At 41.1% G+C, this 24,979-nt stretch carries 21 protein-coding genes; 13 read left to right on the top strand and 8 right to left on the bottom strand.

Annotated elements, in window-relative coordinates:
* Window positions 1–138: 138 nt before the first annotated feature.
* The 3 genes from elbB to ACHUE3_RS13335 all read left to right on the top strand — a co-directional run bounded on the left by elbB (window position 139) and on the right by ACHUE3_RS13335 (window position 4,148).
* The gene (gene elbB / locus ACHUE3_RS13325) at window positions 139–789 is read left to right on the top strand and encodes an isoprenoid biosynthesis glyoxalase ElbB (protein ID WP_394192886.1); all 651 of its coding nucleotides are present in this window, start codon (window positions 139–141) and stop codon (window positions 787–789) included.
* A 197-nt stretch (window positions 790–986) separates the two neighbouring features.
* Window positions 987–1,379: a c-type cytochrome gene (locus ACHUE3_RS13330; RefSeq protein ID WP_394192887.1), complete on the top strand. Its 393-nt coding sequence runs from the start codon at window positions 987–989 to the stop codon at window positions 1,377–1,379.
* 189 nt (window positions 1,380–1,568) lie between these two features.
* Complete coding sequence (locus ACHUE3_RS13335; RefSeq protein WP_394192888.1) at window positions 1,569–4,148, top strand: bifunctional diguanylate cyclase/phosphodiesterase; 2,580 nt, start codon at window positions 1,569–1,571, stop codon at window positions 4,146–4,148.
* On the opposite strand, the gene rep is transcribed toward ACHUE3_RS13335, so the two are convergent.
* Window positions 4,149–6,167, bottom strand: a complete 2,019-nt coding sequence (rep, locus tag ACHUE3_RS13340) for a DNA helicase Rep (RefSeq protein ID WP_394192989.1) — start codon at window positions 6,165–6,167, stop codon at window positions 4,149–4,151.
* Between the two features lie 386 nt (window positions 6,168–6,553).
* Between rep and ubiK the strand changes: the two genes are divergently transcribed.
* From ubiK to map, 3 genes are all read left to right on the top strand, one after another.
* Entirely contained in the window at window positions 6,554–6,814 is a 261-nt protein-coding gene (gene ubiK, locus ACHUE3_RS13345; protein ID WP_099295400.1) for a ubiquinone biosynthesis accessory factor UbiK, read from the top strand.
* A gap of 124 nt (window positions 6,815–6,938) precedes the next feature.
* Window positions 6,939–7,145, top strand: a complete 207-nt coding sequence (locus ACHUE3_RS13350) for a ParD-like family protein (RefSeq protein WP_394192889.1) — start codon at window positions 6,939–6,941, stop codon at window positions 7,143–7,145.
* Window positions 7,138–7,911, top strand: coding sequence for a type I methionyl aminopeptidase (gene map / locus ACHUE3_RS13355; protein WP_394192890.1), 774 nt, complete (start codon window positions 7,138–7,140; stop codon window positions 7,909–7,911). Before ACHUE3_RS13350 ends, map begins: the two co-directional genes overlap by 8 nt.
* Before the next feature lie 20 nt (window positions 7,912–7,931).
* On the opposite strand, the gene can is transcribed toward map, so the two are convergent.
* The 7 genes from can to ilvG all read right to left on the bottom strand — a co-directional run bounded on the left by can (window position 7,932) and on the right by ilvG (window position 16,364).
* Window positions 7,932–8,588 (bottom strand): carbonate dehydratase, encoded by a 657-nt coding sequence (gene can / locus ACHUE3_RS13360; RefSeq protein ID WP_394192891.1) that lies wholly within the window; start codon window positions 8,586–8,588, stop codon window positions 7,932–7,934.
* Between the two features lie 16 nt (window positions 8,589–8,604).
* Complete coding sequence (locus tag ACHUE3_RS13365; RefSeq protein WP_394192892.1) at window positions 8,605–9,783, bottom strand: methyltransferase; 1,179 nt, start codon at window positions 9,781–9,783, stop codon at window positions 8,605–8,607.
* Window positions 9,784–9,814: 31 nt separating this feature from the next.
* Window positions 9,815–10,867: an ABC transporter substrate-binding protein gene (locus ACHUE3_RS13370; RefSeq protein WP_394192893.1), complete on the bottom strand. Its 1,053-nt coding sequence runs from the start codon at window positions 10,865–10,867 to the stop codon at window positions 9,815–9,817.
* Window positions 10,868–10,967: 100 nt separating this feature from the next.
* On the bottom strand, window positions 10,968–12,518 hold the full coding sequence (gene ilvA, locus ACHUE3_RS13375; protein WP_394192894.1) for a threonine ammonia-lyase, biosynthetic: 1,551 nt from the start codon (window positions 12,516–12,518) through the stop codon (window positions 10,968–10,970).
* Between the two features lie 2 nt (window positions 12,519–12,520).
* Entirely contained in the window at window positions 12,521–14,377 is a 1,857-nt protein-coding gene (gene ilvD / locus ACHUE3_RS13380) for a dihydroxy-acid dehydratase (RefSeq protein ID WP_394192895.1), read from the bottom strand.
* Between the two features lie 95 nt (window positions 14,378–14,472).
* Window positions 14,473–14,718, bottom strand: a complete 246-nt coding sequence (ilvM, locus tag ACHUE3_RS13385; protein WP_394192896.1) for an acetolactate synthase 2 small subunit — start codon at window positions 14,716–14,718, stop codon at window positions 14,473–14,475.
* Entirely contained in the window at window positions 14,715–16,364 is a 1,650-nt protein-coding gene (gene ilvG / locus ACHUE3_RS13390) for an acetolactate synthase 2 catalytic subunit (protein WP_394192990.1), read from the bottom strand. The genes ilvM and ilvG overlap by 4 nt, the downstream gene beginning before the upstream one ends.
* A 564-nt stretch (window positions 16,365–16,928) precedes the next feature.
* Here ilvG and ACHUE3_RS13395 point away from each other — a divergent pair.
* From ACHUE3_RS13395 to ACHUE3_RS13425, 7 genes are all read left to right on the top strand, one after another.
* Window positions 16,929–18,590, top strand: a complete 1,662-nt coding sequence (locus tag ACHUE3_RS13395; RefSeq protein ID WP_394192897.1) for a phosphoethanolamine transferase — start codon at window positions 16,929–16,931, stop codon at window positions 18,588–18,590.
* A complete protein-coding gene (locus tag ACHUE3_RS13400; protein WP_394192898.1) occupies window positions 18,583–18,957 on the top strand; it encodes a diacylglycerol kinase in 375 nt (124 codons plus the stop codon). Before ACHUE3_RS13395 ends, ACHUE3_RS13400 begins: the two co-directional genes overlap by 8 nt.
* Complete coding sequence (locus tag ACHUE3_RS13405) at window positions 18,948–20,912, top strand: LTA synthase family protein (protein ID WP_394192899.1); 1,965 nt, start codon at window positions 18,948–18,950, stop codon at window positions 20,910–20,912. The genes ACHUE3_RS13400 and ACHUE3_RS13405 overlap by 10 nt, the downstream gene beginning before the upstream one ends.
* A gap of 55 nt (window positions 20,913–20,967) precedes the next feature.
* A complete protein-coding gene (locus tag ACHUE3_RS13410) occupies window positions 20,968–21,642 on the top strand; it encodes a response regulator transcription factor (protein WP_394192900.1) in 675 nt (224 codons plus the stop codon).
* On the top strand, window positions 21,623–23,056 hold the full coding sequence (locus ACHUE3_RS13415) for a sensor histidine kinase (RefSeq protein ID WP_394192901.1): 1,434 nt from the start codon (window positions 21,623–21,625) through the stop codon (window positions 23,054–23,056). Before ACHUE3_RS13410 ends, ACHUE3_RS13415 begins: the two co-directional genes overlap by 20 nt.
* A gap of 46 nt (window positions 23,057–23,102) precedes the next feature.
* On the top strand, window positions 23,103–23,981 hold the full coding sequence (locus ACHUE3_RS13420) for a TraB/GumN family protein (RefSeq protein WP_394192902.1): 879 nt from the start codon (window positions 23,103–23,105) through the stop codon (window positions 23,979–23,981).
* Window positions 23,982–24,352: 371 nt separating this feature from the next.
* The gene (locus ACHUE3_RS13425; RefSeq protein WP_394192903.1) at window positions 24,353–24,970 is read left to right on the top strand and encodes a hypothetical protein; all 618 of its coding nucleotides are present in this window, start codon (window positions 24,353–24,355) and stop codon (window positions 24,968–24,970) included.
* Window positions 24,971–24,979 lie beyond the last annotated feature (9 nt).

A 24,979-nucleotide genomic window follows, 5' to 3' on the forward strand; every position in this document is an offset into this window, starting at 1 on the left:
TTCCTCTTATAAGGGATCAATAAAAGTATATGCCCTGATTTTACAATGCTGAAGTAAGATTGAGGATATTACTTTCACAAAAATTAATTTCAACTGCATGCTAAACTAAGCAATATACGCAAAAGGAGATCCCCTATAATGAAGAAAATAGCAGTTATTTTATCAGGCAATGGTGTTTACGACGGCGCAGAAATTAATGAAGCCGTGCTTACCCTACTGCATATCGCAAAAGCAGGTGCGACGTATCAGTGTTTTGCACCGGATATAGACCAAATGCATACTATTAATCACTTAAACGGCGAGCCAATGAATCAAAGTAGAAACGTATTGGTTGAAGCTGCACGTATTGCAAGGGGCGATATCAAACCGCTTACTGATCTTAATGCGGAACACTTTGATGCATTGATCTTACCTGGTGGATTCGGAGCTGCAAAAAACCTCTGCGATTTTGCAGTAAAAGGAGCTGACGCACAGCTTCAGCCTGATATCAAAGTTGCTTGTCAGCAGTTCGCAGCACACGCAAAACCTGCTGGTTATATTTGTATTGCTCCGGCTATGATCCCACTTATTTATAGTGCAGGCGCCAAAGTAACGATAGGTAATGATCCTGATACAGCTACCGCAATCAATACTCTTGGTGCAGAACATATCAACTGTGCAGTTGATGATATTGTTGTTGATGAACAGCATAAATTGGTAAGCACTCCCGCATATATGCTTGCAGAATCTATTTTAGAAGCTGATGCCGGGATCGAAAAGCTCGTTAAAGCCGTTATAAATATGTGTTAATCCAAATAAAACAGCAAAACCGCGATCAAATTAATGATCAGTAAATCGATATTTTTTGCGTTAAAGCAAAAAATATCGATTTTTCAAAATAAAAACGACTCACAGCGTTTTATAAATTGTAGCTAAGCGTTATAATCGTTCTAAATTCCGTCATCTATCGTGATTGATCACGTTCAAATCGAAGTGAGCAAGGCAAAATGAAAAAACTATCAGCAGCATTATTATTGCTAGCAACCACCGTAAACGCACAAGCATATGATAACTCTATGACTGAAGATGCGATCAAAAAACGTATCGCACCAATCGGTGCAGTATACTTTGAAGGCGATAAAGCCGCTGTTGCTGAAGTGCCAGCAGGCCCTCGCTCTGGCGAACAGGTGTATCAAGCCTCATGTTTTGCATGTCACGGAACAGGTGCTTTAGGCGCGCCTAAGTCTGCTGATGACTGGGCTCCTCGCCTAGCTAAAGGTGCAGAGACATTATTAGACCATGCAATAAATGGTTTTAATGCAATGCCACCAAAAGGCACATGTATGGATTGTTCTGATGATGAAATTCAAGCAGCCATCACATTCATGACTAAAAAGTAATACTTAATTACTTAAAAAAATAAAAAAAGCTGAATTTATTCAGCTTTTTTTATTTGTACTGAAATAAAAACACATACTTTATGATTGTAAATTATTATTTTTCTCTAATACTATTATCTACTTGACGGTGAGCATAAAAAATGAAAATATAAGAGCAATAATTATACAATAATAGATGGTTTAACATCAGTGGAAGATAAAGTAGCTTTACTCAAAAAGCTAGAGCACAAAAACGCACGTTTATCCGCCTTAGTAAAAAAGTATAAGCAGTCCCACCATTTACAAAATGCACTGATACAATTATCAGAGCAGGCGAGCAATGTTGCAGAATTAACGCTACTTTATCCTGCTATTCACGATATTCTTCAGGATTACGTTCCCAGCAAAAGTTTCTACGTTGTTTTATTAAACCCATTTACCAACACATTAGAGCTTTCTTACTTCGCCGATGAAAAAGACGGCATAGCCATTCCCCTCAATCAGGATCACAATTTTAGTCAAGGTGTTACAGGCTATGTATTCAAACAGGGGAAAACAACTTATTTCCGTGGTGAGGAAATGCAAGCGGCTGCTGATGGAGGCGAATTTAAAGTACTAGGCACACCAGCAGAGCATTGGGTGGGCGTACCAGTTTATCGTAACAAACAAATTATTGGCGTATTAGTTGCGCAAAGCTATGATAAAAAACAAAGTTATTCAGATCAGCAGATTGAGTTACTCGAGGTTATGTCGATGTACCTCTCTACTGCAATCGAACGCGTTAAGAAGCGTGAACTACTAGAATCAGAAGTTAAAATAAGAACTCGCGCGCTAACGCAAAGTAACGAAGCACTCAATTTAGAAGTCGAGCAACACAAAAAGACCCTTGAGCGTCAGCATATTTTATTTAAAATATCTGAACTCGCAACGCAAAGTAAACAAATTGAAGAAGTCTATCAACAAGTCCACGAGATAATAAAATCAATCACGTATGCTGATAACTTATACATTGCATTGTATGACAAGGAGTCTGCTTGGCTAACATTCCCGTATTGCGTTGATGAATTCAGTAGCAATACCCAACCACGCCCCTTTGCTAAAGGCTACAGTGAATTAGTGTTAAGCACTGAACAAACTCAACTTTTAGATACTAAACGCTCTGAAAAGCTCATTCAACAAGGTGTTATTGAGCGACCTGAAAAAGTACCCGCAAAGCAAACTGCAACGAGTTGGTTAGGTGCTCCACTGAAAACATCACAGGGAGTGATTGGCCTCATTGTTTGCCAAGCTTACCAAAATAAGCATATTTTCAATCAAGATGATTTTGAGCTGATTACGTTTGTTTCTCACCAAATTGCCACGGTATTACAAGCACATTTAGCACACCAAGCGCTTAAACAAAGTAATCAAAATCTTGAGTATCGTGTAGCAGAAAAAACAAAAGAAATTCGTCAGACCAACATGCATTTACAAATGCAAATTGAAGAGCGAAAAAAGATAGAGCAACAGCTATATCATGATGCCCATCACGACTCGTTAACAGGTTTACCTAATCGAAGCTTGTTTTTAACCCAATTAGAAAAAACACTGCAACACAATCAACGTTTTCCCGAGCAACAATTTGCAGTGTTATTTATTGATTTAGACAAATTCAAAGATATCAACGATCAATTAGGTCACCAAGCTGGCGATCAATTTTTAATAGGTGTCGCTGAGTCTTTCTCTCAATGTATTCGTGAGCACGATTTATTAGCGCGCTTAGGTGGCGATGAGTTTGTTATTTTGTTAACCCACCTGACTGAACGTCAACAAGCTGAAGATGTTGCAAAACGAATTATTAAACTAATGAAAAAGCCGTTTTGTATGAAGGGAATATGTGTACAAAGTGGTGCCAGCGTGGGGATTACTTACTCTAAAGTTGGCTATAAGCACACTGATGAAATTATCAGAGATGCAGATGCAGCCATGTACTATGCCAAAAATGCAGGTAGAAGTCGGTTTGAGTTTTTTCATCCGCTACTTAATGTGGGCTCCAATCCGCATGAGTTTGAGGCTAATCATCATTTAGATACTCTACCTATGCATTTTCGCAGCTCAGAGATCATCACTCTAGATGAGAAATTCCAGCCCGAAGTACTGATTGAAGCATTTGGTGAACACCCAGTTCTTGGCAGTACAAGCTTTGATATATTGAAAAAGTTTACAGCGGATAAAGCACAGCAACTAGAAGTTGAATTACAACTTTTAAACCAAGTTTGCCAACAAGCAAGTGCAGCTAAACTTCACCATGTATTAGTGCCTTGCTCAGCCCTGCTACTAGAAAAAGTCGAATTTCAGTCATTGTGTTTAACACTTAACAATCACGCAAATAAAAAGCAACTGTGCTTATTATTTAATGAACAAGAGATTCGATATGCATCGGCAGTGCAAATCAGTAACCTCAAACAATTAAGTAAACTTGGTTTCGCAATTGGTTTAAATGACTTCGCTAAAGATCGCTGTGAATTAAACTTACTCACCGAAATTGATTTTAACTACGTGCTACTCAGCTCAACATTTAGCAAACGTGTATTACAGCAACAAAGCTATGATTTGCAGCTACAAGGCGTGTTAGCGATTACCAAAATTAAACAAGTGAAAGTCATTGCTAAAGGCCCTTCTATTTTAAACTTTAGAGCTTTGTTAGACACTCATGGTCTTTCGCTTTTTGTCGGTAAGCAGCACGCAATGACAATACCCGCGGCAAGCTCTTTAACGCCAAATGATAGTGCTGAGCAACAGTCAAACTGATTAGTTAGGCTTTTTTAACATTGCCCGTAAATTAGCAACACGCGCTTGGCCCTTTTCCATGCGCTCAGCTTGAGTATTGGGTGCTTTTCTATTTTCAAACGCTAAATCATCTTGTGGCAATTCTTGTACAAAGCGACTTAACTCAGTTTGCGATGTTTCACCAAATTGTCGGCGTATTTTCGCATAGGTCATAGTTAGTTCTTGCTGTGCACGCGTGATTCCTACGTAGGCTAAACGACGCTCCTCATCAACATTCTCTTCGTCAATACTCACCTGATGCGGTAGCAAACCTTCTTCCATACCCACCATAAAAACATAAGGATACTCGAGACCTTTTGAGGCGTGAAGCGTTAGCAATTGTACCGCATCACTTTCATCTTCTTCTTCATTGCGCTCAAGCATGTCGCGCAGTGTTAATTTACTGACAACCTCTGCGAGCGTCATTGGCGGATTATCAGCATCACCTGTCAACATGTCAGTGATCCAGCGGTATAACTCAGAGACATTTTTCATCCTCATTTCTGCCGCTTTCGCACTTGGTGATGATTCATATAAATACGCTTCGTAATTAATTTGTCGGATCAAATCTTTAACCGCTTCGAGCGTATCACCTCGCACAGCATTATCAGACAGCTCAACCACCCAACGAGCAAATCCTGCTAACGAATTTAAACCACGCCCTTTTAATCTATAACCAAGGTCGTTATCAAAACAAGTGGCAAATAAACTCGCGTGTTTTTCATTTGCTAATGTGCCGAGCTTTTCAAGGGTAACCGTGCCTATTTCTCGGCGCGGTGTATTAACAATGCGTAAAAATGCATTATCGTCATCTTGGTTAACGAGTAAGCGAAGATACGCCATGATGTCTTTAATTTCAGAGCGTGAGAAAAACGACATTCCACCGCTAATTTTATACGGAATACGATTACTCATTAATGACTTTTCAAACCCACGGGCCTGATGATTACCACGATACAAAATCGCATAATCTTTATAACTTGTGCGCTTCATAAACTTATGAGAGATAATTTCAGCTACAACGCGCTCAGATTCATGCTCTTCATCGCGGCAGCCAATCACTTTTATTGGCTCACCATAGCCCAGTTCACTAAATAGTTTTTTATCGAACTCATGGGGGTTATTAGCAATCAAAATATTGGCAGCTTTAAGAATTCGCCCCGCACTGCGGTAATTTTGTTCGAGCTTAATAAGCCTAAGGCCTGGAAAATCTTTACTTAGTAGTACAAGGTTTTGTGGACGAGCACCACGCCATGAGTATATCGATTGGTCATCATCCCCTACCACTGTAAAGCGGGCACGTTCACCCACTAATAACTTTACTAACTGGTATTGGCTGGTGTTGGTATCTTGATACTCATCCACCAGCAAATAACGAAAACGTTGCTGCCATCGTTCACGAGACGTGGCATTTGTACTTAATAACAAGGTTGGGATCATGATCAGATCATCAAAATCCAGTGCATTATAAGCACGTAACTGTGTTTGGTAACGAGCATAAAGCTGGGCAAACAATGCTTTTTGTGGTTCTTTGGCTTCGCGAATCGCTTGCTCAGGTAGAATGAGCTCATTTTTCCAGCTGCCAATTTGCATCTTCAGTAAGTTAAGTAAGTCTTTGTCTTTTTTCAGCTCATCTTCTGTTAAATCACCTAATAGCTGATTCGTATCTTGATCGTCAAACAGTGAAAAACCCGGTTTAAAACCTAATGTTTTTAACTCTTTTTTAATGATCTCAAGGCCTAGTGTATGAAACGTAGATACCCACAGTCCTTTTGACTCTTGCTTACCGAGCGTTTGCATTACCCGTTCACGCATCTCTTTGGCTGCTTTATTGGTAAAAGTAACCGCGGCAATATTGCGCGCTTGATACTCACATTTTTGCACTAAGTAAGCGATTTTATTAGTAATAACTCGTGTTTTACCTGAGCCTGCTCCTGCTAGCACCAAACACGGGCCACTAATATATTTTACCGCTTCATCTTGTTTAGGATTGAGTTTCATAACGACCAAAGAGATTGCATTAAAGACGGGCAATTTTAACGTAATCACTACAATACGCCTAGCCAATAAGGTAATATTAACGACTATATACCCAAGCCACCTCAAAATGCAGAATTCAGCGTTTCACAGGGGCTTAATATCAAGGCGTTACTTTGCAACAATGGCAATCCCTTTTAAGAAGTAACAACGATGAGAGTAAGTTCCTGTGAAGCGCCCCATGGGTTGGTTTAAAAGCGATTTATACTGCGTTATTGATTTTAACAATAGAACCACTATTATTTGCAATCAATGCCTTGTCTAAATCGCTTTTAATTCCAACTGAAACTTGCATCTTGAGGTGGTTTGGGTATAGCTATTATCATTTTACGCGACACCGAGGGATAGATATGATCAACCCAGCAAAAATTGAAGAAATCGCCAAGCAAATCTCTAGCAACATGCCACAGGGTGTTAAAAACCTCGCGGATACATTTGAAGCAAAAACCAAGCAAGCTATTCAAAGTAAGCTATCTGAAATGGACTTTGTTAGTCGTGAAGAATTTGATATTCAGAGCAAGGTACTCATTCGTACGCGTGAAAAGCTAACTGAACTTGAAGAGAAAGTTGCGTTATTAGAGCAACAATTAGCAAATAAGGATGATGCATAATTAGCACATCAACTCACCATAAAAGGCAGCGTTCGCTGCCTTTTTTAATACCTGTAAAAAATTATGCTTGAAACACATTCAAAACAATATACGATATGTATACATTTCGTATATTGGTAGTTCCATGGGTATTGTAAAAATTAGCGACGAACTGCACGAAGAAATTCGTAAGGCCAGCGGCACAATGGTGCGCTCAATCAATTCGCAATCTGAGTATTGGATAAAAATAGGTATGCTTGCTGAGCTTAATCCGACGATGACTTACTCTGAAATTTTAAAGCAACAACTGGCACAAGCTGATGTCAATGCAGGACAACCTGACCATGAGTGACATAGTAATCAAAACACCTGAGCAAATTACTTTAATGCGTGAATCTGGCCGTTTACTTGCACAAGTGTTTGCCTATTTAGATGAACATGTGAAAGTCGGTATCACAACCATGCAAATTAATGATTTAGTGGAGTGTTATATTATTGAACAGCTCGCATCACGTCCTGCAAGTAAAGGTCAATACGATTACCCGTATGTATTAAATAGCTCTGTTAACGAGGTTGTCTGTCATGGTTTCCCTGATACTAAACGTATTTTAAAATCTGGTGACATAGTAAATATTGATATAACGCTGGAGAAAAATGGCTATATTGCTGACTCCAGCAAAATGTACATGGTTGGTGATGTATCACCACTGGCGAAACGTTTGGTTGATAAAACCTACCAAGCTATGTGGCAAGGCATCAAAATGGTCAAGCCTGGGGTACGCTTAGGTGACATAGGCAACGCAATTGCAAACTTTGCTCATAGCAATGGCTACAGTGTGGTAAAAGAGTATTGCGGACATGGTATTGGCGAGCAAATGCATGAAGAACCACAAGTGCTGCATTATGGTAAGCGTAATACGGGTGTAGAACTCAAAGAGGGTATGACATTTACGATTGAGCCTATGATCAACCAAGGTGCAGCAAAGATAAAAACCAAGCCTGATGGCTGGACAGTAATAACGCGCGACAAAAAGCTATCGGCACAATGGGAGCATACAATCGCTGTGACTGCCAATGGTTATGAGGTACTCACTTTACGCGCCGAAGAAAACGCGTAAAGTTTTTAATTTGAGCGTACTTACTTAAGCTTACGCTCAAATACTTTTTCAGCTGCGCTCTTATAAGTAGCGGTTACTTCATCCGCGCAGGTAACAACTGTGTCTAAATCATTCAAATGGCCATTAGCTAAGCCATATACCCAGCCATGAATTGTCAAATCTTGCCCGCGTAACCATGCTTCTTGCACAATATTAGTACGGCATACATTTCGTACTTGCTCAATCACATTTAGTTCAATCAAACAATCTAACCGCGCTTGCTCTGGCATATTATCGATTTTGCTAATGTACTTTTCTTTCACATCACCCACATGGCGCAACCAATTATCGATAAGGCCAAACTTGGCATCATTGAGTACCGCTTGCACGCCACCACACCCGTAATGACCTACCACCATAATATGTTTTACTTTTAGCACTTCAACAGCGTATTGCATAACAGACAAGCAATTATGATCAGTGTGAACAACCACATTCGCCACATTGCGATGCACAAAAAGCTCACCCGGCATTAAATCAACAATCTCATTAGCTGGAACTCGTGAGTCGGAACACCCAATCCATAAGTACTCAGGATTTTGCTGCATAGATAAAATTTTAAAAAAGTCAGGATCATCTTTACAGGTGCGCTCTGCCCAGCGTTTATTATTCTCAAATAAGTTTTTTAACTTTCTCATTGGATCTCTTATCTATTTAATTCGGTAAGCGTGCTTTGATCAAGATATTGCGAGGTGTTAATTGCTTTTCACAAAATGTGTTCACGGTGACTTGATAACCTTGTTGTTGCAAATATAAAGCACGATCAAGCACAAGCCAAACTTCAATTGCTCTGCGGAACACATGTCGAACCAGTTCTACGCGCTCAGTTACTTTTTTACGCATCTGCCCTTTTAATAAAAAGTAATCGTAATCAATGTCTTGCGGTATTTCTATCGCCTTTTTGTCCGCAGCCCATGCACAAAATGCTTTAAATGAATCTGAGAATACAGCTTTATTAACAGAGGGTACACTGATGTAAGTTGTAGAACCGGTGATCTCTTTTCTCATGGCGTCAAAGCCTAACCGCCATTCAACTTCCGTTTTACGTACTTTAGCAACCCGTGAAGGGGCGGTAACGGTTTCCTGTAAAGCAAGTTTGAGATCTCGATGACGCAACATGAGCTCACTTTGCTTAGCACGCTCACTCATTGCTTTATAAGCATCGTCAGTAAAAAGGTGGTAGCAACAAGGAGATAAACTTATTTGTTGTGTTTTAGCACTACAGGCTTGCTGCATAAAGCTCTGATGCAAAGCACCACATGCATGCAGAGCAACGGCATGTTGCTGCTGGGTAAAATGAGCTGATACGTCATCTTTTAAAACGTCAGCCTGAGTAAAATGCATCGCAAGCCCCTGCTGTTGTGCACTTCGCTGACCTTGGTCGCATAAATGCTGTTGTAGCTCAATACTGTGTACATTTGGCGCTTTATTAAATGCCAACATGCGTCCCAAGTGGCCTTTACCTGCACACCATTCAAGTACCTGCTCGGTTGGTACACCAAGTGCCGCAACAAAATCCTGTAACTGCTCGAATTTACGCCCTTTAATACCGTTACTTATCCAAAAGGGATAATCTGTACGCTCCACCTGCGCTGTCGATAATGTAGTTAATTTAGGCAGCTGTTCAACACCTTCAATTAGCGGGCTAAAAAATCTATAGAGTGCATCTTGATCGCTATCTAGCTTTGCAACGTCGCTATCTGATAACTGCGCGAGTGGGACTGACAACGATGGCCATGGAAGTTCATCATAATCAAACGCAGTACATTGCCAATATTGGCGTGTTGCATAAAGGAGGCTATCTAAGGCTGTAAACTGCTCAGCAAGGGTCATAAAATTTAACGATGAGAAATTGTTTTCATCATTATACGCTTTTTTTAAACATCAGTCGTAAATAAAGCGGGAGGAATAAAATACTCAGAGCAATTGCAGCAATGAGCATCCACGACAGTTCCATCTCTTCGGGTACATCATAATGATAGATAAAACCGGCTTTAACCTTATCAAAGCTCCCTGCCTCAAGGTTATATAAATCGGCTATTAACCGCCACTTAGGCATCGACATCGCACCAAGTTTAGTATCGGGTGGTAAAATGTAATCACTAAGTACTTCTGCTTCATTGGTTAACTCATTGATGCTTTTATGAGTCGCATATTTTTCTGCGGTAATCGCTATCGACTCTTCTAAATGCATCATTGCGTAGCGCCAACCCTTTAAACTTGCTTTATAGAATTTTTCGACCATTTGAGGGTTTGCTGCAAGTACGCTTTGTGTTGTATAAAGAATATCGCTGTAGACATTAATACCGTATTTTTGTGGGCAAATAAGTCGATGTTCAATGCCTTTTTGCAACATTTGAAACGGCTCATTGGTGACGTAAACCTGCATCGCGTCTAACTCACCATTAAGCCACTCTTTTTCAGCATCGATACCATGATAAACAGGTAGTTGTTCTGTATTAATTCCACTTTGCTCTAACATCACCAGTAGTTCGGCACTCTCTTTTCTACTGATATTGCTAACACGCTTGTTTTTAAAATCATGGGGATGAAAGATATCTGAACTTTGTTTAACCATCCAACAATAAGGTGAAAACTGTAATATTGACGCCATGGCGACTAAAGGTTTACCGTCAATACGATGCTGGAGAATGCCAGAGTGACCAACACCAAAATGTGCCTGCCCCCCGAGAACTTTATTAAAGGTATCTGGGTCACTTTTTATTGCCGGTACAATGTTCACAGTAAGCCCAGCTTCTTCATAGAAGCCTTTTTCCTGTGCCATGTAGTAGCCCGAAAACTGAAACTGATGAGTCCACTTAAGCAATAACGTTACGTTTTTTGTTTCTGCTACTGCGTGAAAGCAACATAACCCAAAAACGACACTGACCGTTGCAATAATTCCTTTTAATAGCACTCTTTACTAACCTAAGTTTAAAATGATTAACTATAACTATAGGTAAGCCTGATAATAAGGCAATGTTTGCGGCTCAGCATAGTAGGCTGAGCCGGCCATATTAATTATTTGCTGCTTGAGCAGGCTCAACAGGCATTTGAGTTGTTAAAAACTGAGTAAAACACGGGTTATGTGTTTCGTCCTGTACACTGTAACCTAAGCGTTTTAAGTGCTCATTAAACACTTCAAACTGGTTTGGCTCAATTGCAAACCCAGCCAATACATTACCCATAGACCCACCATGGTTGCGATAATGAAATAAAGTGATATTCCAATTACTCCCTAGCGTATCTAAAAATCGAGCCAATGCACCTGGGTACTCTGGAAATTCAAAGCGCAGCAAGCGCTCCTGCATTTGCTGGGGGGCTTTACCCCCAACCATATAACGCACATGCAATTTAGCTAATTCGTTATCTGATAAATCACAAAATGCATAACCATTAGCGGTTAAGTCGCTTTTAAGCTCATCAAGTTCTTGCTGACCTTGACGCAATGCCACACCGACAAATATTTGCGCTTCACCGGGTCCTGCATAACGATAGTTAAACTCTGTAATCGCTCGACCACCTAAAGATGCACAAAACTGTTTAAAACTGCCTTTTTCTTCGTTAATAGTAACCGCAAGCAAGGCTTCGTTTTTCTCACCCAGTGCTGTGCGCTCTGCAACATAGCGCAGGCGATCAAAGTTTAAATTAGCACCAGACAAGATAGCCGCTAAATGCAAACCTTTCAGTCCGCTTTGTTGACTCCACTTTTTAAGCCCCGCGGTGGCAAGTGCACCAGATGGCTCGGCAATAGCACGAGTTGAAACAAAAATATCCTGCATCGCAGCGCATATTTCATCACCCGACACAGTAACCACTTCATCACAAAATTTTTGGGCTAAACGAAAGGTCTCACGGCCGATAATTTTAACGGCCACACCATCGGCAAAACTACCAACACGCTCAAGTTCAACAGGTTCGCCCGCCTCAAGCGCCGCTTTTAAACAAGCGCTTTCATCAGCTTCAACACCAATTACTTTAATATCTGGGCGTAATGATTTGATATACACCGCCATACCAGCAAGTAAGCCACCGCCACCGACAGGAATAAACACCGCATCAAGTTGGTTAAGTTGCTGCATTAACTCGCGTGCCACGGTGCCTTGGCCAACAATAACATCTGGATCATCAAACGGCGGAACAAACACTCCGTTGCGCTTTTCAGTAAGCTCAAGCGCATGGGCTTTTGCTGCATCAAAATGATGACCATGCAACACCACTTCACCGCCAAGTGCACGTACTGCATTAACTTTTATTTCAGGTGTTGTGACCGGCATAACAATGGTTGCCTGATGCCCCAAATACGACGCACTAAGCGCTACGCCTTGTGCATGATTACCCGCAGAAGCAGTGATCACCACTGAGCCTTTGGGTAATTTTACTAATTTATTATATGCGCCACGCAGTTTAAACGAATAAACTGGCTGCTGATCTTCGCGCTTTAACCAAACATGGTTCCCGAGGCGTTCACTCAAGGTAGGCATTTCGCTTACCTCCGTGACTTTTGCCAGTGGCTCCATATTGGCCTGAATAATAGCGCGAAAATAATCGAGCTCTTGAGAAACCATAATTAACTAAGCTCCTCCAGTTTAGCCAAATCACGCACAGCACCTTTGTCGGCACTGGTTGCTAATAACGCATACGCTTTTAATGCAGATGATACATAACGGTCGCGATCAAGTGGCTTATATGCCTGTTTGCCCCGCGCCAATTGTTTTTGTTTACGTGCTTCAAGCTCGTCATCACTTAGTGCCAAAGTGATTTCACGGGTCGCAATATCAATAATGATTTTATCGCCGTTTTCTACATAAGCAATTGCGCCGCCACTTGCGGCCTCAGGCGATACGTGACCAATTGATAAACCCGAAGTACCACCAGAAAAGCGACCATCTGTAATAAGTGCGCACTTTTCAGCAAGGCCTTTTGATTTTAAATAGCTGGTTGGATAAAGCATTTCTTGCATGCCAGGGCCACCTTTGGGGCCTTCATAACGAATAACCACCACATCGCCGGCTTTTACTTCGTCATTTAATATGCCTTCAACTGAATCATCTTGTGATTCATACACCACGGCTGTGCCTTCAAAGTGCAGCATTTCATCAACCACGCCTGCACTTTTAACAATACAGCCATCAACTGCTAGATTACCCGCAAGTACCGCTAAGCCACCATCTTGACGAAATGCATGTTCAACACTGCGGATACAGCCATTTTCACGGTCATTATCGCCTTCATCCCAACGACATTCTTGGCTCATTGCCTTTGTTGTTCTGATACCGGCAGGGCCTGCGCGATAAAACTTTTGCGCCGCTTTATTATCAGGATCTGTGGCATCCCATTTCTTAACGAGCTCACCCATCGTCATGCCAGCAACATGGTTTACTGATAAATCCACTAAACCGGCCTTACCAAGCTCTCGCACAATCGCCATCATGCCACCTGCGCGGTGTACATCTTCAATATGATATTGCGCAGTAGCTGGCGCCACTTTACATAAAAACGGTGTTTTACGAGATAATTCATCTATATGCGACATATCAAAATCGACACCCGCTTCTTGAGCCGCTGCGAGTAAATGCAATACTGTATTTGACGAGCCACCCATAGCAATATCAACTACCATAGAATTCATAAAAGCCGTTTTATTAGCAATGGCACGTGGCAGTACATCTTGGTTATCTTTTTGGTAGTACTCACGGCATAAATCGACAATACGTGCTCCCGCTTCAACATACAGTTGTTTGCGGTCTTTATGCGTCGCAAGCGTTGTACCATTACCCGGAAGTGCAAGGCCAATGGCTTCTAATAAGCAGTTCATTGAGTTTGCTGTAAACATACCTGAGCAAGAACCACAGGTAGGACACGCTGAACGCTCTACTTGTTCTGAATCAGCATCACTCACAGATTCATCAGCGCCTTTAACCATGGCATCGACTAAATCGAGTTTAATATCAATATTAGCTAGCTTGGTTTTACCCGCTTCCATAGGGCCGCCAGAAACAAAAATTACGGGGATATTTAAACGCAGTGCCGCCAGCATCATACCTGGAGTGATTTTGTCACAGTTTGAAATACAGATCATGGCATCAGCACAATGACCGTTAACCATATATTCAACCGAGTCGGCGATTAAGTCTCGTGAAGGTAATGAATACAGCATGCCACCGTGGCCCATAGCAATACCGTCGTCAATCGCGATGGTGTTAAATTCTTTTGGTACACCGCCCGCTTGGGTGATGGTTTCAGCCATTAGTTCGCTAAGCTGATTGAGGTGAACGTGACCGGGTACAAATTGCGTAAACGAATTCACAACAGCAATGATCGGTTTACCAAAGTCAGTGTCTGTCATCCCTGTTGCACGCCACAATGCGCGTGCTCCTGCGCGTTTACGACCTTCTGTTGTTGTTGCACTTCTTAATTTAGCCATAGTTACCTCAATTTTCAGCCGCGAGGCTGTTCCTCATTCTTAAAATTTTATTGCTGGTAGGCAAACCTACCAGCTCTGTTGATTTAGCTTGCGCGCTACACCGCTTGTTGCTGATGCACACTTTGTAATGTGACCTGTTTTACATCAACTAACTTAGTTAGTTGGGTGGTCAATAAATAGATAGGTTTATCACTATCAACCGTCATCGCCACATTGTATTGACCATCGTCTACATTGAGCTGAAAGTGGGTTAAGTCAAAACCTCGATGACGGACAACTCGTAAAAAGCGCTCAACAGCAACACTCTGGTTTTTTAAAGCAATGGTTAAACTGTGTTTCATTTTGCACTCTCCGTCATCATTTGATCATTTGCCGCACCAGGGGGAACTAGCGGCCACACATTTTCTTTATCATCAATACAGGCATGGACTATGTAAGGGCCTTCGCTATTTACCAGCGCAGTGATTGCATCATCCACTTGGTTAGCGTGCGTAATTGTTTGCCCAGGAATACCAAATACCGCAGCTAGCTGCACAAAGTCAGGATTATCCGATAGGTTTGTTTCACTATAACGACCTTCAAAAAACAGCTCCTGCCATTGACGCACCATACCTAAACGCTGGTTATCAAGGATCAGTATTTTTACCGGTAAATTGTTACGGCGAATAGTAGCCAGCTCTTGAATATTCATCATGATTGAGCCATCACCGGATACCGTCATCACAAAATCATCTGGGCGGGCAACCTGAGCGCCGATAGCCGCGGGTAAGCCAAACCCCATAGTACCTGCACCGCCACTACTTAAATGATTACTTGGGTGGCTAAATTTCATGTGCTGTGCAACCCACATTTGGTGCTGGCCTACATCACAACACACTACGCCAGTACTTGGCATGCGCTGACTAAGCTGATTTAGTAAATACGGGGCAAATACTTTTTCACCCGGGTAGTCATAACGCCATGCATGTTTTACCATCATTTCTTTACTGTGCTCACGCCAAGCATCTGGTGTTACAAAGCATTCAAGCTGAGGCAGTGACGTTTTTAAATCTGCGATTAACGACGCTTTAGCGGGTTTTCGTTTACCCACTTCTGCCGCATCGATGTCTAAGTGGATTACTTTTGCTTTTGCTGCAAACTTTCCTAAGTTACCGGTTACGCGGTCGTCAAAACGCGCACCAATACACACCAGTACATCACATTCTTGCACAGCTAAATTAGCAGCTTGACCACCATGCATACCCAACATACCTAAATCATACTCGTAATCGGGTAATACACTGCCAAGTGCTTTTAATGTTGAAACCGCTGGCATTTGAGTTTTTTCTAGAAATTGCATCAGTTCATTCTGCGCCCCTGCAGCCTGCACACCACCACCTACGTAAGCAACAGGGCGCTGCGCTTCGCTTAGTAGCTCATTCGCAATGGCAACTTGGTTTAAATCAAGCTGAGGTAAGTAATCATCTGCGGCAAGCCAAGGCTGAAAAGGCACTTGAGCCATTTGAATGTCTTTTGGGATATCGACTAAAACAGGGCCTGGTCGGCCGCTTTGCGCTAAATGAATTGCTTCTTGTAATATTTCAGCCAAATCCTCAGCACGCTCAACCATGTAGCTGTGTTTTGTACAAGATAAAGACATACCTAAAACATCGATTTCTTGGAATGCATCAGACCCGATAGCCGCAGTAGGCACTTGCCCTGTTATTGCTAAAAGTGGCACTGAGTCCATCATGGCATCAGCAAGGGCCGTAATTAAATTTGTTGCCCCAGGGCCCGATGTTGCAAAGCAAACCCCTAATTTACCCGTGCTGCGTGCAAAGCCTACGGCTGCAAAGCCTGCACCTTGCTCATGACGAGTCAAATAATGCTTTACTGGCGCGCCATACAAGGCGTCGTAAATTGGCATGATGGCACCACCTGGGTAACCAAATACATCCTTTACGCCATGTTTGGCTAATAAATCGATTGTTAACTCTGCGCCTGTCATTAATAAATCCCCATTCCTCAGTGACATTTTAAGCTCAATTACTAAATCTTAACCCTGAAACTAAAAAGCCCCCCGACTTGTTAAGTGCGGGGGGCTTTTCAATGCTTTACAAATTTAAAGCACTAAGTAGCCCCCGCGGTAATAATAATCACCACGACGTTAATTAGGACTAGGTTTAGTGTGTTTGTAAGCATGTAATAAATACCAAAATTTGTTTCGAATACACGGGATAGTTTTAGTCCCGCTTGTCTTTTTCTATTAGTACCGCGATGAGAGGGGGTAAGTCAACATTAAAATCAATCCAATTTCCATATAAACAACAGCCTTTAAGGGCATAAAAATCCAACGTAAGCACAAAAATAGATTAAACTTCCTCATATGCGAGAAAATTGATATTTCATACCTCGTTATAACCAATTAGCGGTTTGATTAATTTTTGACGAACTCGAAATAAATTAATTTATTTAAATAGCACCACTCAGGAAATGCCTAGTTACTCTTCAGTATTTCTTAAGTTTAGGCTTCTATCATTTGACCACTAAATTAGATATGAATGGTTAATTTATGGTCATCAGCCAATTTCTCAGCGGCGGTTACAAAAAGCGTTTTTACATTACTTGTAGTGCCAACGTATTTATTTTCGCCTTAGCAAGTTACTACTGCTTAATTATTAATATACCTTTTATGCAAGGTGCCTTTGCAGCCATTACTACCTTGCCAGCTTTTTCTTGGTTATTTTTGCTGTCGGTGCCGTTATTACTACTGTGCTTGTTGATCATTTTCTTCTCTTTGCTATCGAGCCGTTGGTTGCTCAAACCCATAAATTACATCTTATTGCTGTGCTCTTGCTTAGTTTTATACGGCACTTTAAATTACGGAGTGGTGTTTGATTACTCAATGATCCAAAATACCTTTGAGACCGACAGCCAAGAAGCTATAAGCTATCTCAATCCACAATTCCTACTATTTTTCACCTTATTCGCTCTGCTGCCATTGCTAGTTTTAATTAAAACAAACGTGCGTTTTAGCCCTATGACGCAGGAGTTATTAAGCCGAGGTAAATTAGTACTTGGCTGCTTTGCTTTAATCGCGGTTATTGTCTTGAATTTTTACGCCGACTACGCAGCGACAGGACGTAACAATCAACTCTTAAAAAAAGAGTTAATCCCGTTTCAATATTTAAGTAGTGGCTATAAATATATTCGCGATCACTGGCTAATAACTGCAGAGCCCTTTCAAATTCTCGATCCCACAGCAACACTGATTGCTCCCGCACAAACACAAGTGACAGTGATTGTCGTAGGTGAAACAGCTCGTGCCGCTAATTTTGCATACCAAGGTTATAAGCGCGACACCAATCGTTACACTCGCCCTTTTAATGTGACTTACCTCAGTAATGTTGCCTCTTGTGGCACCGCAACAGCAGTATCTGTGCCTTGTATGTTCTCAGTGCAACAGCACGAAAATTTTTCACGTAGTGAAGCTGACAATCAACAAAATATCCTCGATATCGCCCAACAAGCTGGCGCTGATGTGCTGTGGATAGACAATAACAGTGGTTGTAAAAATGCCTGCAACCGTATCGACACTATTACCCCTGATAATTCAGCGCTGTGCACAAAAGAGCCTTGTTATGACGAAGCTTTACTCGCGCCGCTTAAACGTAAGCTCGCTAATTTGAGCCAAGCAAATACGGTTATTGTACTGCACATGATGGGATCGCACGGGCCTACTTATTTTCAGCGTTATCCCGAGCAGTTTAAACAATTCACTCCCACCTGTGATCGCAGTGATATTCAAAACTGTAGTTCTGAACAACTAGTTAACACCTACGACAACACTATTGCCTACAGCGACTACGTCAGCAGCCAAGTCCTTCAGCAACTTGCTGAGTTACCTGACAGTATAGACAAACACTTTATTTATGTATCAGATCACGGCGAATCTCTGGGTGAAAATGGCGCTTATTTACATGGTTTTCCATACAGTTTTGCCCCTTCAGAGCAAACTCATGTGCCCTTGTATATGTGGGCTGCAAAAAACAATCAACGCATTACCGAGAGCTGCTTGCGCACACTCGATCTGCAACATGCCAATTCACACGACAACATATTTCACACTTTAGCTAATCTGATCGGCCTCAATAGCAGCACTTACGACGCCTCATTAGACTTACTAAGCACTTGTAAAACCATCAATAACCAAGCGAAAAACAACTATGAATAATGCAAAAACAGTACTCAAACGCCAGGGGCTAATGCGCCTTATATTTACCTTACGCCACACTTTTAATGGCTTAAAATGGATGACGCGATTTGAAGCGGCGTTTCAACAAGAACTGGCATTATTTTTATTGCTAGGTGTATTTGCGTGGATGCAAGAGATTGCCACCAGCAATAAGCTTATTTTAATTGCCAGCTTGCTGTTTGTATTATTTGCCGAACTGGTTAACACCGCAGTTGAAGTGGTGGTTGACCGTATTGGCACAGAGCATCATGAATTATCTGGTTTAGCTAAAGATATCGCCTCTGCCAGTGTATTTATTGCCATGCTGATCAGCACACTTATTTGGTGGGCTATTTTATGGGCGTAACGCATAAATTCAGCCTTAATCAACTGCAAAGTAAACTTGGTCCATATTGGGTATTACTGACATTTTTTAGTCTATCGTTGGCTATGTTAACCTTAGCTCGTTTTGGCTTAAGTGTGTGGCAAGGCGAGCGCGTGTTTAGCTCCCATGCTTGGCTAAATATTTTTGTTGGTGGCCTGCGCGTTGATATTGCAACCTTAAGTTACATTTTAATGCCTGCTCTGCTTATCCTTGTTGGCGCTTCTTTATTTGGCAAACAGCACTTAACTCGTAGCGTGATTAAATACTACTTATTAGTTATGACCGCATTACTGATTTTTTTTGAAGTTATTACACCCACCTTCATTAACGAATATGATCTACGTCCTAATCGCTTGTTTATTGAGTATTTAATTTACCCTAAAGAAGTCTCGAAGATGATTTTTTCAGGCTATAAGACTGAGATAATCTGCACGGTGCTATTACTGGTTGTAGGTATAAAAGCAGCTGCCATGACGTTTGCTTATCAATGGCAAAGCCGCCCTCAACTATCAACCCTAAAACACACTTTGTTGATTGTCTCACTCTTATGCTTAACAGCATTAGGCGCGCGTAATTCTTTTGGTCATCGCCCTTTAAATCCAGCTATGGTGGCATTTTCAACGGATCATTTATTGAATGACCTTAGTCTTAATTCGCTTTACAGCGTGGCTTTTGCCATCAAGCAGCTTGGTAATGAAAAATCCAGCCAAGACTTTTATGGCAAAATGGATGACGAACAGCTATTAGACTTAGTACGTGCCAACATGCAGAACGAGAGGGCTACTTTTAACGATAGCAGTGCGCCAACCAAAACCTTTCATCAAGCTGCCTATCAAGGAAAACCCAAAAACCTGGTGATCATTTTGCAAGAAAGTTTAGGCGCACGTTATGTTGGTACTTTAGGCGGCTTACCATTAACGCCCAATATCGATAAACTTTATCAACAAGGCTGGGGGTTTGATAACTTATACGCTACCGGAACCCGCTCTGTGCGGGGTATAGAAGCGGTTATTACCGGATTCACCCCAACGCCTTCGCGCGCAGTGGTAAAGCTCGATAAATCACAGCGTGACTTTTTTACCATCGCTGACTTTTTAAGTAAGCAAAACTACCACACCCAATTTATATACGGCGGTGAAAGTCACTTTGATAACATGCAAAGCTTCTTCTTAGGTAATGGTTTTGAACAGATTATTGACAGTGATGATTTTGCCAACATTGATTTTAATGGCTCATGGGGTGCATCCGATGAAGATCTCTTTAACCAAGCGGATATAGAACTGACTAAATTACAGCAACAAGGCAAACCATTTTTCAGCTTAGTGTTTTCGAGCTCCAATCATAGCCCGTATGAATTTCCAGATGATAAAATCACCCTATATGATAAGCAAAAACAAACTCGTAATAACGCCGCAAAATATGCCGATTATGCGCTGGGTACCTTTATCGAAAAAGCAAAGCAATCAAGTTACTGGGACGATACCGTCTTTGTAGTGATTGCCGATCATGACTCTCGCGTATCGGGCGCAAGTTTAGTACCAATTGATCACTTTCGTATTCCTGCGGTTATTTTTGGTAACGGTATAAATGCTAAGCGTGATCACCAACTAGCTAGCCAACTTGATATTCCTACCACGTTATTATCAATAATTGGCGCCAGTGGTGAACACCCGATGATAGGGCGAGACCTTTCACAACCAATCGCCAACAATAAACAGCGCGCGATGATGCAATACGATAAAAACTTTGCGTATATAACAAAATATAATGATCAAAGTAATAAAGTGGTTGTTTTACAACCATATAAGCCAGCGACATCTTACCTCTATACGGAAAATCAGTTAGTTCCCACCAGTAATGAACAACAACTTGTAAAACAAGCGCTTGCTCATGCCAATTTAGGTAACTTAGCCTATCAAAAAGGTTGGTATCATTAATCTTTAAGCCTTGCTAAAGTAGCAAGGCTTATTTGTTATTTATAAAGTTAGCATCATGAAGATACTGGTAATTGAAGACTCAGAACCACTTAGGCGTAGCTTAGAAGTTGGCCTTAATAATCTAGGTTTTACCATTGATGGTACTGGCGATGGTTCACACGGATTGAGCATGGCATTATCCAGTGACTACGATTTAATTATTCTTGATCTAATGCTGCCAAGTGTCGATGGTATGAGTATCCTCAAAGCACTACTTAGTACTTCAAGCCAAACGCGCGTGCTTATTTTATCAGCACGCTCAGAAGCCCAAGATAAAATAAATGGCTTGATGAAAGGCGCCGATGACTACCTGACCAAGCCGTTTTCGTTTGAAGAATTACACGCTCGTGTATTAGCCCTTTCTCGCCGTGGTCAGCTACACAGCCAACAAAATAGCTTAAGTGTTGGTGATTGCAGTTTAGATTTGAGCTTAAAAACTCTGCACTACCAACAGCAGCCAGTAAACCTTACTCGCAATGAATATAAAATAATCGAATGCTTATTCAGTGCCCAAGGGCGAGTAATGGGTCTTGAAATGATCAGTGAAGCCGTTGTAGGACAATTCGATATGCTATCAAAAAATGCCTTAGAAGCGCATATTTCAGCTATTCGTAAAAAAGTACGCCTGCTCGGTGGTGAGCTGCCAATCAAAAATAAACGTGGATTTGGTTATGTTGCCTCACAAGACTAAGCTTCATTCAATTAAGCGCAAGCTAGTAAATAATATTACCGCAGTGATTTCACTGATCTTAGTAACTATTTTTTTAACCGTCGATTTAAGCGTTGACTCTTGGGTAGAAAATCAATTCAATCAATCCTTATCGAATAAAGCAAACTATTTAAAAACCTTAGTAAAAGATCGTAACGGCAAACTTGAGTTTGATTTTGCTGGTGAGTTTATGTCTGAATACGAACAAGCCAATGCCAGCGAGTTTTATCAATTATGGCACGAACAGCACACCTTCGAAAAATCAGACTCATTACAACTCTATCCTGGTGTAGAGTTACCTAATCTAGATATTCCTATTAACGAATTTAGAATTATTAATTATACCCTGCCTAATGGTGAAGAAGGCCGCGCCATGATCAGCCATTTTATTGCCCAACAAGAAGATGAAAAAGAAGCAAATATTGGCCACTTTAATACCATGATTTTAACTATTGCCGCTCCAACATCGGCATTAAACCAAGTATTAATTATTATTGATGTAGTGTTCGTTTTAACCTGTATTATTGCCGTGTTCGGGGTACGTTATTTAGCAACTCGTATCGTTAATCGCGGTCTCTATCCGCTGAATAATTTAAACGAACAAATCAAATTACTGGATATCACTGAAACATCACAAACTATCCAAAGTGATTTTAAGGTAGAAGAAATTGAACCAATTCGTAATGAGCTTAATAAATTCATTACCACCAACCAGCAGCTATATCAAAATGAAAAACGCCTCACGAGTGACATTGCTCACGAGTTAAAAACTCCGATTGCGGAGCTAATTAGTCTCTCTGAAGTGGCGCTACGCTACCCTAATGATGAACGTATAACAGCCACCTATACCAGCGATATTTTGGCTATTTCACAGCGTATGAAAATCATCGTTAATAACTTACTGTTGTTACAACGTGCAGGCAGCAGCGCTGTTGAGCTCAACCTAGAGAGTATCGATTTAACTGAATTTATCAGCCAATTAAGTAAGGAATTGCAGTTTATACATAGCGATATTGAACAGCGCTTGCAGCTAAACTTTTCAGCAAAACCAAAAATTACAGCCGATAAATTCTGTTTGCACACCATTTTATCTAACCTACTCGATAATGCATTATTTTATGGTGTGAACACCGCAAGCGTGAATGTACAAATCGCACAATCAACAACTCACAGCACCATTACAGTATGCAATGCATTAACAACCCCATTAAGTGAGCAGCAACTAGACGCTATTTTTGACCCACTTTATCAACTTGATAGTTCGCGTACCAATAATCAGCGCCACGGCTTAGGACTAACGATAGTGAAAAGCTTGTGTAACCTTAATCATTTCACTATCAGCGCTGAAAATAAACCGGAACTGCGGTTAGCGTTAATTTTAACATTACCCAATTAAGCATATTGGTTTAATATGGATGTATGCCCTAACAATAAGGATAATTATGAACTTCACGCAGCGTATAAGTAGCTACTTTATTTTAGCTATTTTATTCACACTCAGCTTTTCAAGTAATGCAGAGCCCGGCCTTTGGCAACTTGAAAAAAACGGTGTTAAATCGTATTTGTTTGGCACTGTTCATGTAGGTGATACAAGCATGAAAGGCTTACCAAGCAAAGTTACTAAAGCTATTGATAAAACTGATAAAGTAATTGTAGAGGTCGACATAAGTGCAATTGGCCCACTGGAAATGCAGCGCCGCTCTATGCCGTTTATGATGCTTAAAAACGGTAAAACCCTACAAAGTGAATTATCTGAGCAAAACTACGCAAAACTGAAAGACTACTTTAGTAAAAAATCAATCGATATTGCCATGTTTGACGGCCTTGCACCATGGGCTGTTATGGTGACAATGATGCAAATTGAATTTCAAAATGCCGGGTTTTCAGATCAAAACGGCATCGACAAGCAAGTACTTGCATATGCAAAAAGCAAAAACAAAGCCGTGGGTGAACTCGAAACGTTAGAGTATCAAATGGAAATGTTTAATCACATGTCGCTGCTCAGTAACGAAATGATTGAAGAAACGTTTGAGCAACTCGCTGATGTTGAAACCTACTTCATTGCACTTGTAGATGCGTGGAAAAATGGCGATATGACCACACTCACTAATTATTACAACGAAAGCTTTGACGACAGTAACTACGGCGAAATCAGCGAACAAGTTATGTTGATTGAACGTAACAACAACTGGGTAAAAGAGCTCACCCCACGCCTAGCTAAAGAGCAATTATTTATTGCCGTAGGCGCCCTGCACTTACCCGAACAACACGGTTTATTAAAGCAGTTGAAAGACCAAGGAATAACCGTTACTCGCTTGTAACTAAATGCTCTAATGTAGGTCGTCATTTATGGCGGCAACCTGCTCCTTTTGAGATTGACGCGCTAAAGCACGACCTACATATACGCAACACTACTCAACGATTTAAACGCTTGGGTAACTCAATCAGTTCGAGCTTTAATCTTAAACGTTCACCGTTGGGTTTCGTTGCTCTCAACCCAACCTACGGCGGTAAATTTAACATCGAGCTAGTATGGCTTTTGCTAGGGCCTAGCCCTTGCAATTTTTTGCAACTCAATAGCACCCGACAAACTCCTAGTTTTACTGTCGATAAAATAATTTATTGTGCTTTAAACCTTTTATAATTCCTTTGCGACTAATTAATTAAATACATTCACACAACAGGTAACGTTATGAAGAAATTATTATTATTAACTGCATTAACGGCGTTTTTAAGTACACAGACATTGGCAAAATCAGAACATCAAATAAATCACTCTTTTGCGGTTGATACACAAACAACATTAGATATTAGCTTTCCTGTGGGTAGCCTTGAAATCAATACGTACAATGGCAATGAAGTCCAAGTCACGGTTGAATTAGAAGCAAAAAACAATGGCTGGTTTAATAACAGTGATGACCTTGAAAGCCTGACCATTGATACTCAGCAAACCAGTAATGAGCTGGCCCTCAGCCTTAACAACGACGATGTTCAACAAACATGGACCGTCACTGTACCGCGCAGTTTAGCCGTTAATTTAGACTTGGGCGTGGGTGATATTGAAATCAATGACTTTGCTAATAGCGCTGATATTGAAGTCGGTGTTGGTGCTGTACGCATTGATAGCCAAAGTGACGATTATAAATATATTTCGCTGGATAGTGGCGTAGGTGATACACGAATTTCAGGATTTGTTAGCGATGCAAAAACAACTCGCAAAATGGTCAGCTCTGAAAGTGAATATTCAGGTAGTGGCACGCACACAGTGAAGGTTGAAGTGGGTGTAGGCGATATAAAAGTAAAACATTAAACTTTTAAC

The sequence above is a fragment of the Pseudoalteromonas atlantica genome (assembly GCF_043641955.1).
Lineage (GTDB): Bacteria > Pseudomonadota > Gammaproteobacteria > Enterobacterales > Alteromonadaceae > Pseudoalteromonas > Pseudoalteromonas atlantica_A.

Excerpts from the sequence above, each read along its gene's own strand:
- ACHUE3_RS13410 (WP_394192900.1), top strand. The coding sequence starts at position 20,968 with ATGAAGATACTGGTAATTGAAGACTCAGAACCACTTAGGCGTAGCTTA.
- ACHUE3_RS13400 (WP_394192898.1), top strand. The coding sequence starts at position 18,583 with ATGAATAATGCAAAAACAGTACTCAAACGCCAGGGGCTAATGCGCCTT.
- ACHUE3_RS13330 (WP_394192887.1), top strand. The coding sequence starts at position 987 with ATGAAAAAACTATCAGCAGCATTATTATTGCTAGCAACCACCGTAAAC.
- elbB (WP_394192886.1), top strand. The coding sequence starts at position 139 with ATGAAGAAAATAGCAGTTATTTTATCAGGCAATGGTGTTTACGACGGC.
- ACHUE3_RS13425 (WP_394192903.1), top strand. The coding sequence starts at position 24,353 with ATGAAGAAATTATTATTATTAACTGCATTAACGGCGTTTTTAAGTACA.
- ilvM (WP_394192896.1), bottom strand. The coding sequence starts at position 14,718 with ATGAAACACAGTTTAACCATTGCTTTAAAAAACCAGAGTGTTGCTGTT.
- map (WP_394192890.1), top strand. The coding sequence starts at position 7,138 with ATGAGTGACATAGTAATCAAAACACCTGAGCAAATTACTTTAATGCGT.
- can (WP_394192891.1), bottom strand. The coding sequence starts at position 8,588 with ATGAGAAAGTTAAAAAACTTATTTGAGAATAATAAACGCTGGGCAGAG.
- ACHUE3_RS13420 (WP_394192902.1), top strand. The coding sequence starts at position 23,103 with ATGAACTTCACGCAGCGTATAAGTAGCTACTTTATTTTAGCTATTTTA.
- ilvA (WP_394192894.1), bottom strand. The coding sequence starts at position 12,518 with ATGGTTTCTCAAGAGCTCGATTATTTTCGCGCTATTATTCAGGCCAAT.
- ilvG (WP_394192990.1), bottom strand. The coding sequence starts at position 16,364 with ATGACAGGCGCAGAGTTAACAATCGATTTATTAGCCAAACATGGCGTA.
- ubiK (WP_099295400.1), top strand. The coding sequence starts at position 6,554 with ATGATCAACCCAGCAAAAATTGAAGAAATCGCCAAGCAAATCTCTAGC.
- ilvD (WP_394192895.1), bottom strand. The coding sequence starts at position 14,377 with ATGGCTAAATTAAGAAGTGCAACAACAACAGAAGGTCGTAAACGCGCA.
- rep (WP_394192989.1), bottom strand. The coding sequence starts at position 6,167 with ATGAAACTCAATCCTAAACAAGATGAAGCGGTAAAATATATTAGTGGC.
- ACHUE3_RS13365 (WP_394192892.1), bottom strand. The coding sequence starts at position 9,783 with ATGACCCTTGCTGAGCAGTTTACAGCCTTAGATAGCCTCCTTTATGCA.
- ACHUE3_RS13405 (WP_394192899.1), top strand. The coding sequence starts at position 18,948 with ATGGGCGTAACGCATAAATTCAGCCTTAATCAACTGCAAAGTAAACTT.
- ACHUE3_RS13395 (WP_394192897.1), top strand. The coding sequence starts at position 16,929 with ATGGTCATCAGCCAATTTCTCAGCGGCGGTTACAAAAAGCGTTTTTAC.
- ACHUE3_RS13415 (WP_394192901.1), top strand. The coding sequence starts at position 21,623 with ATGTTGCCTCACAAGACTAAGCTTCATTCAATTAAGCGCAAGCTAGTA.
- ACHUE3_RS13350 (WP_394192889.1), top strand. The coding sequence starts at position 6,939 with ATGGGTATTGTAAAAATTAGCGACGAACTGCACGAAGAAATTCGTAAG.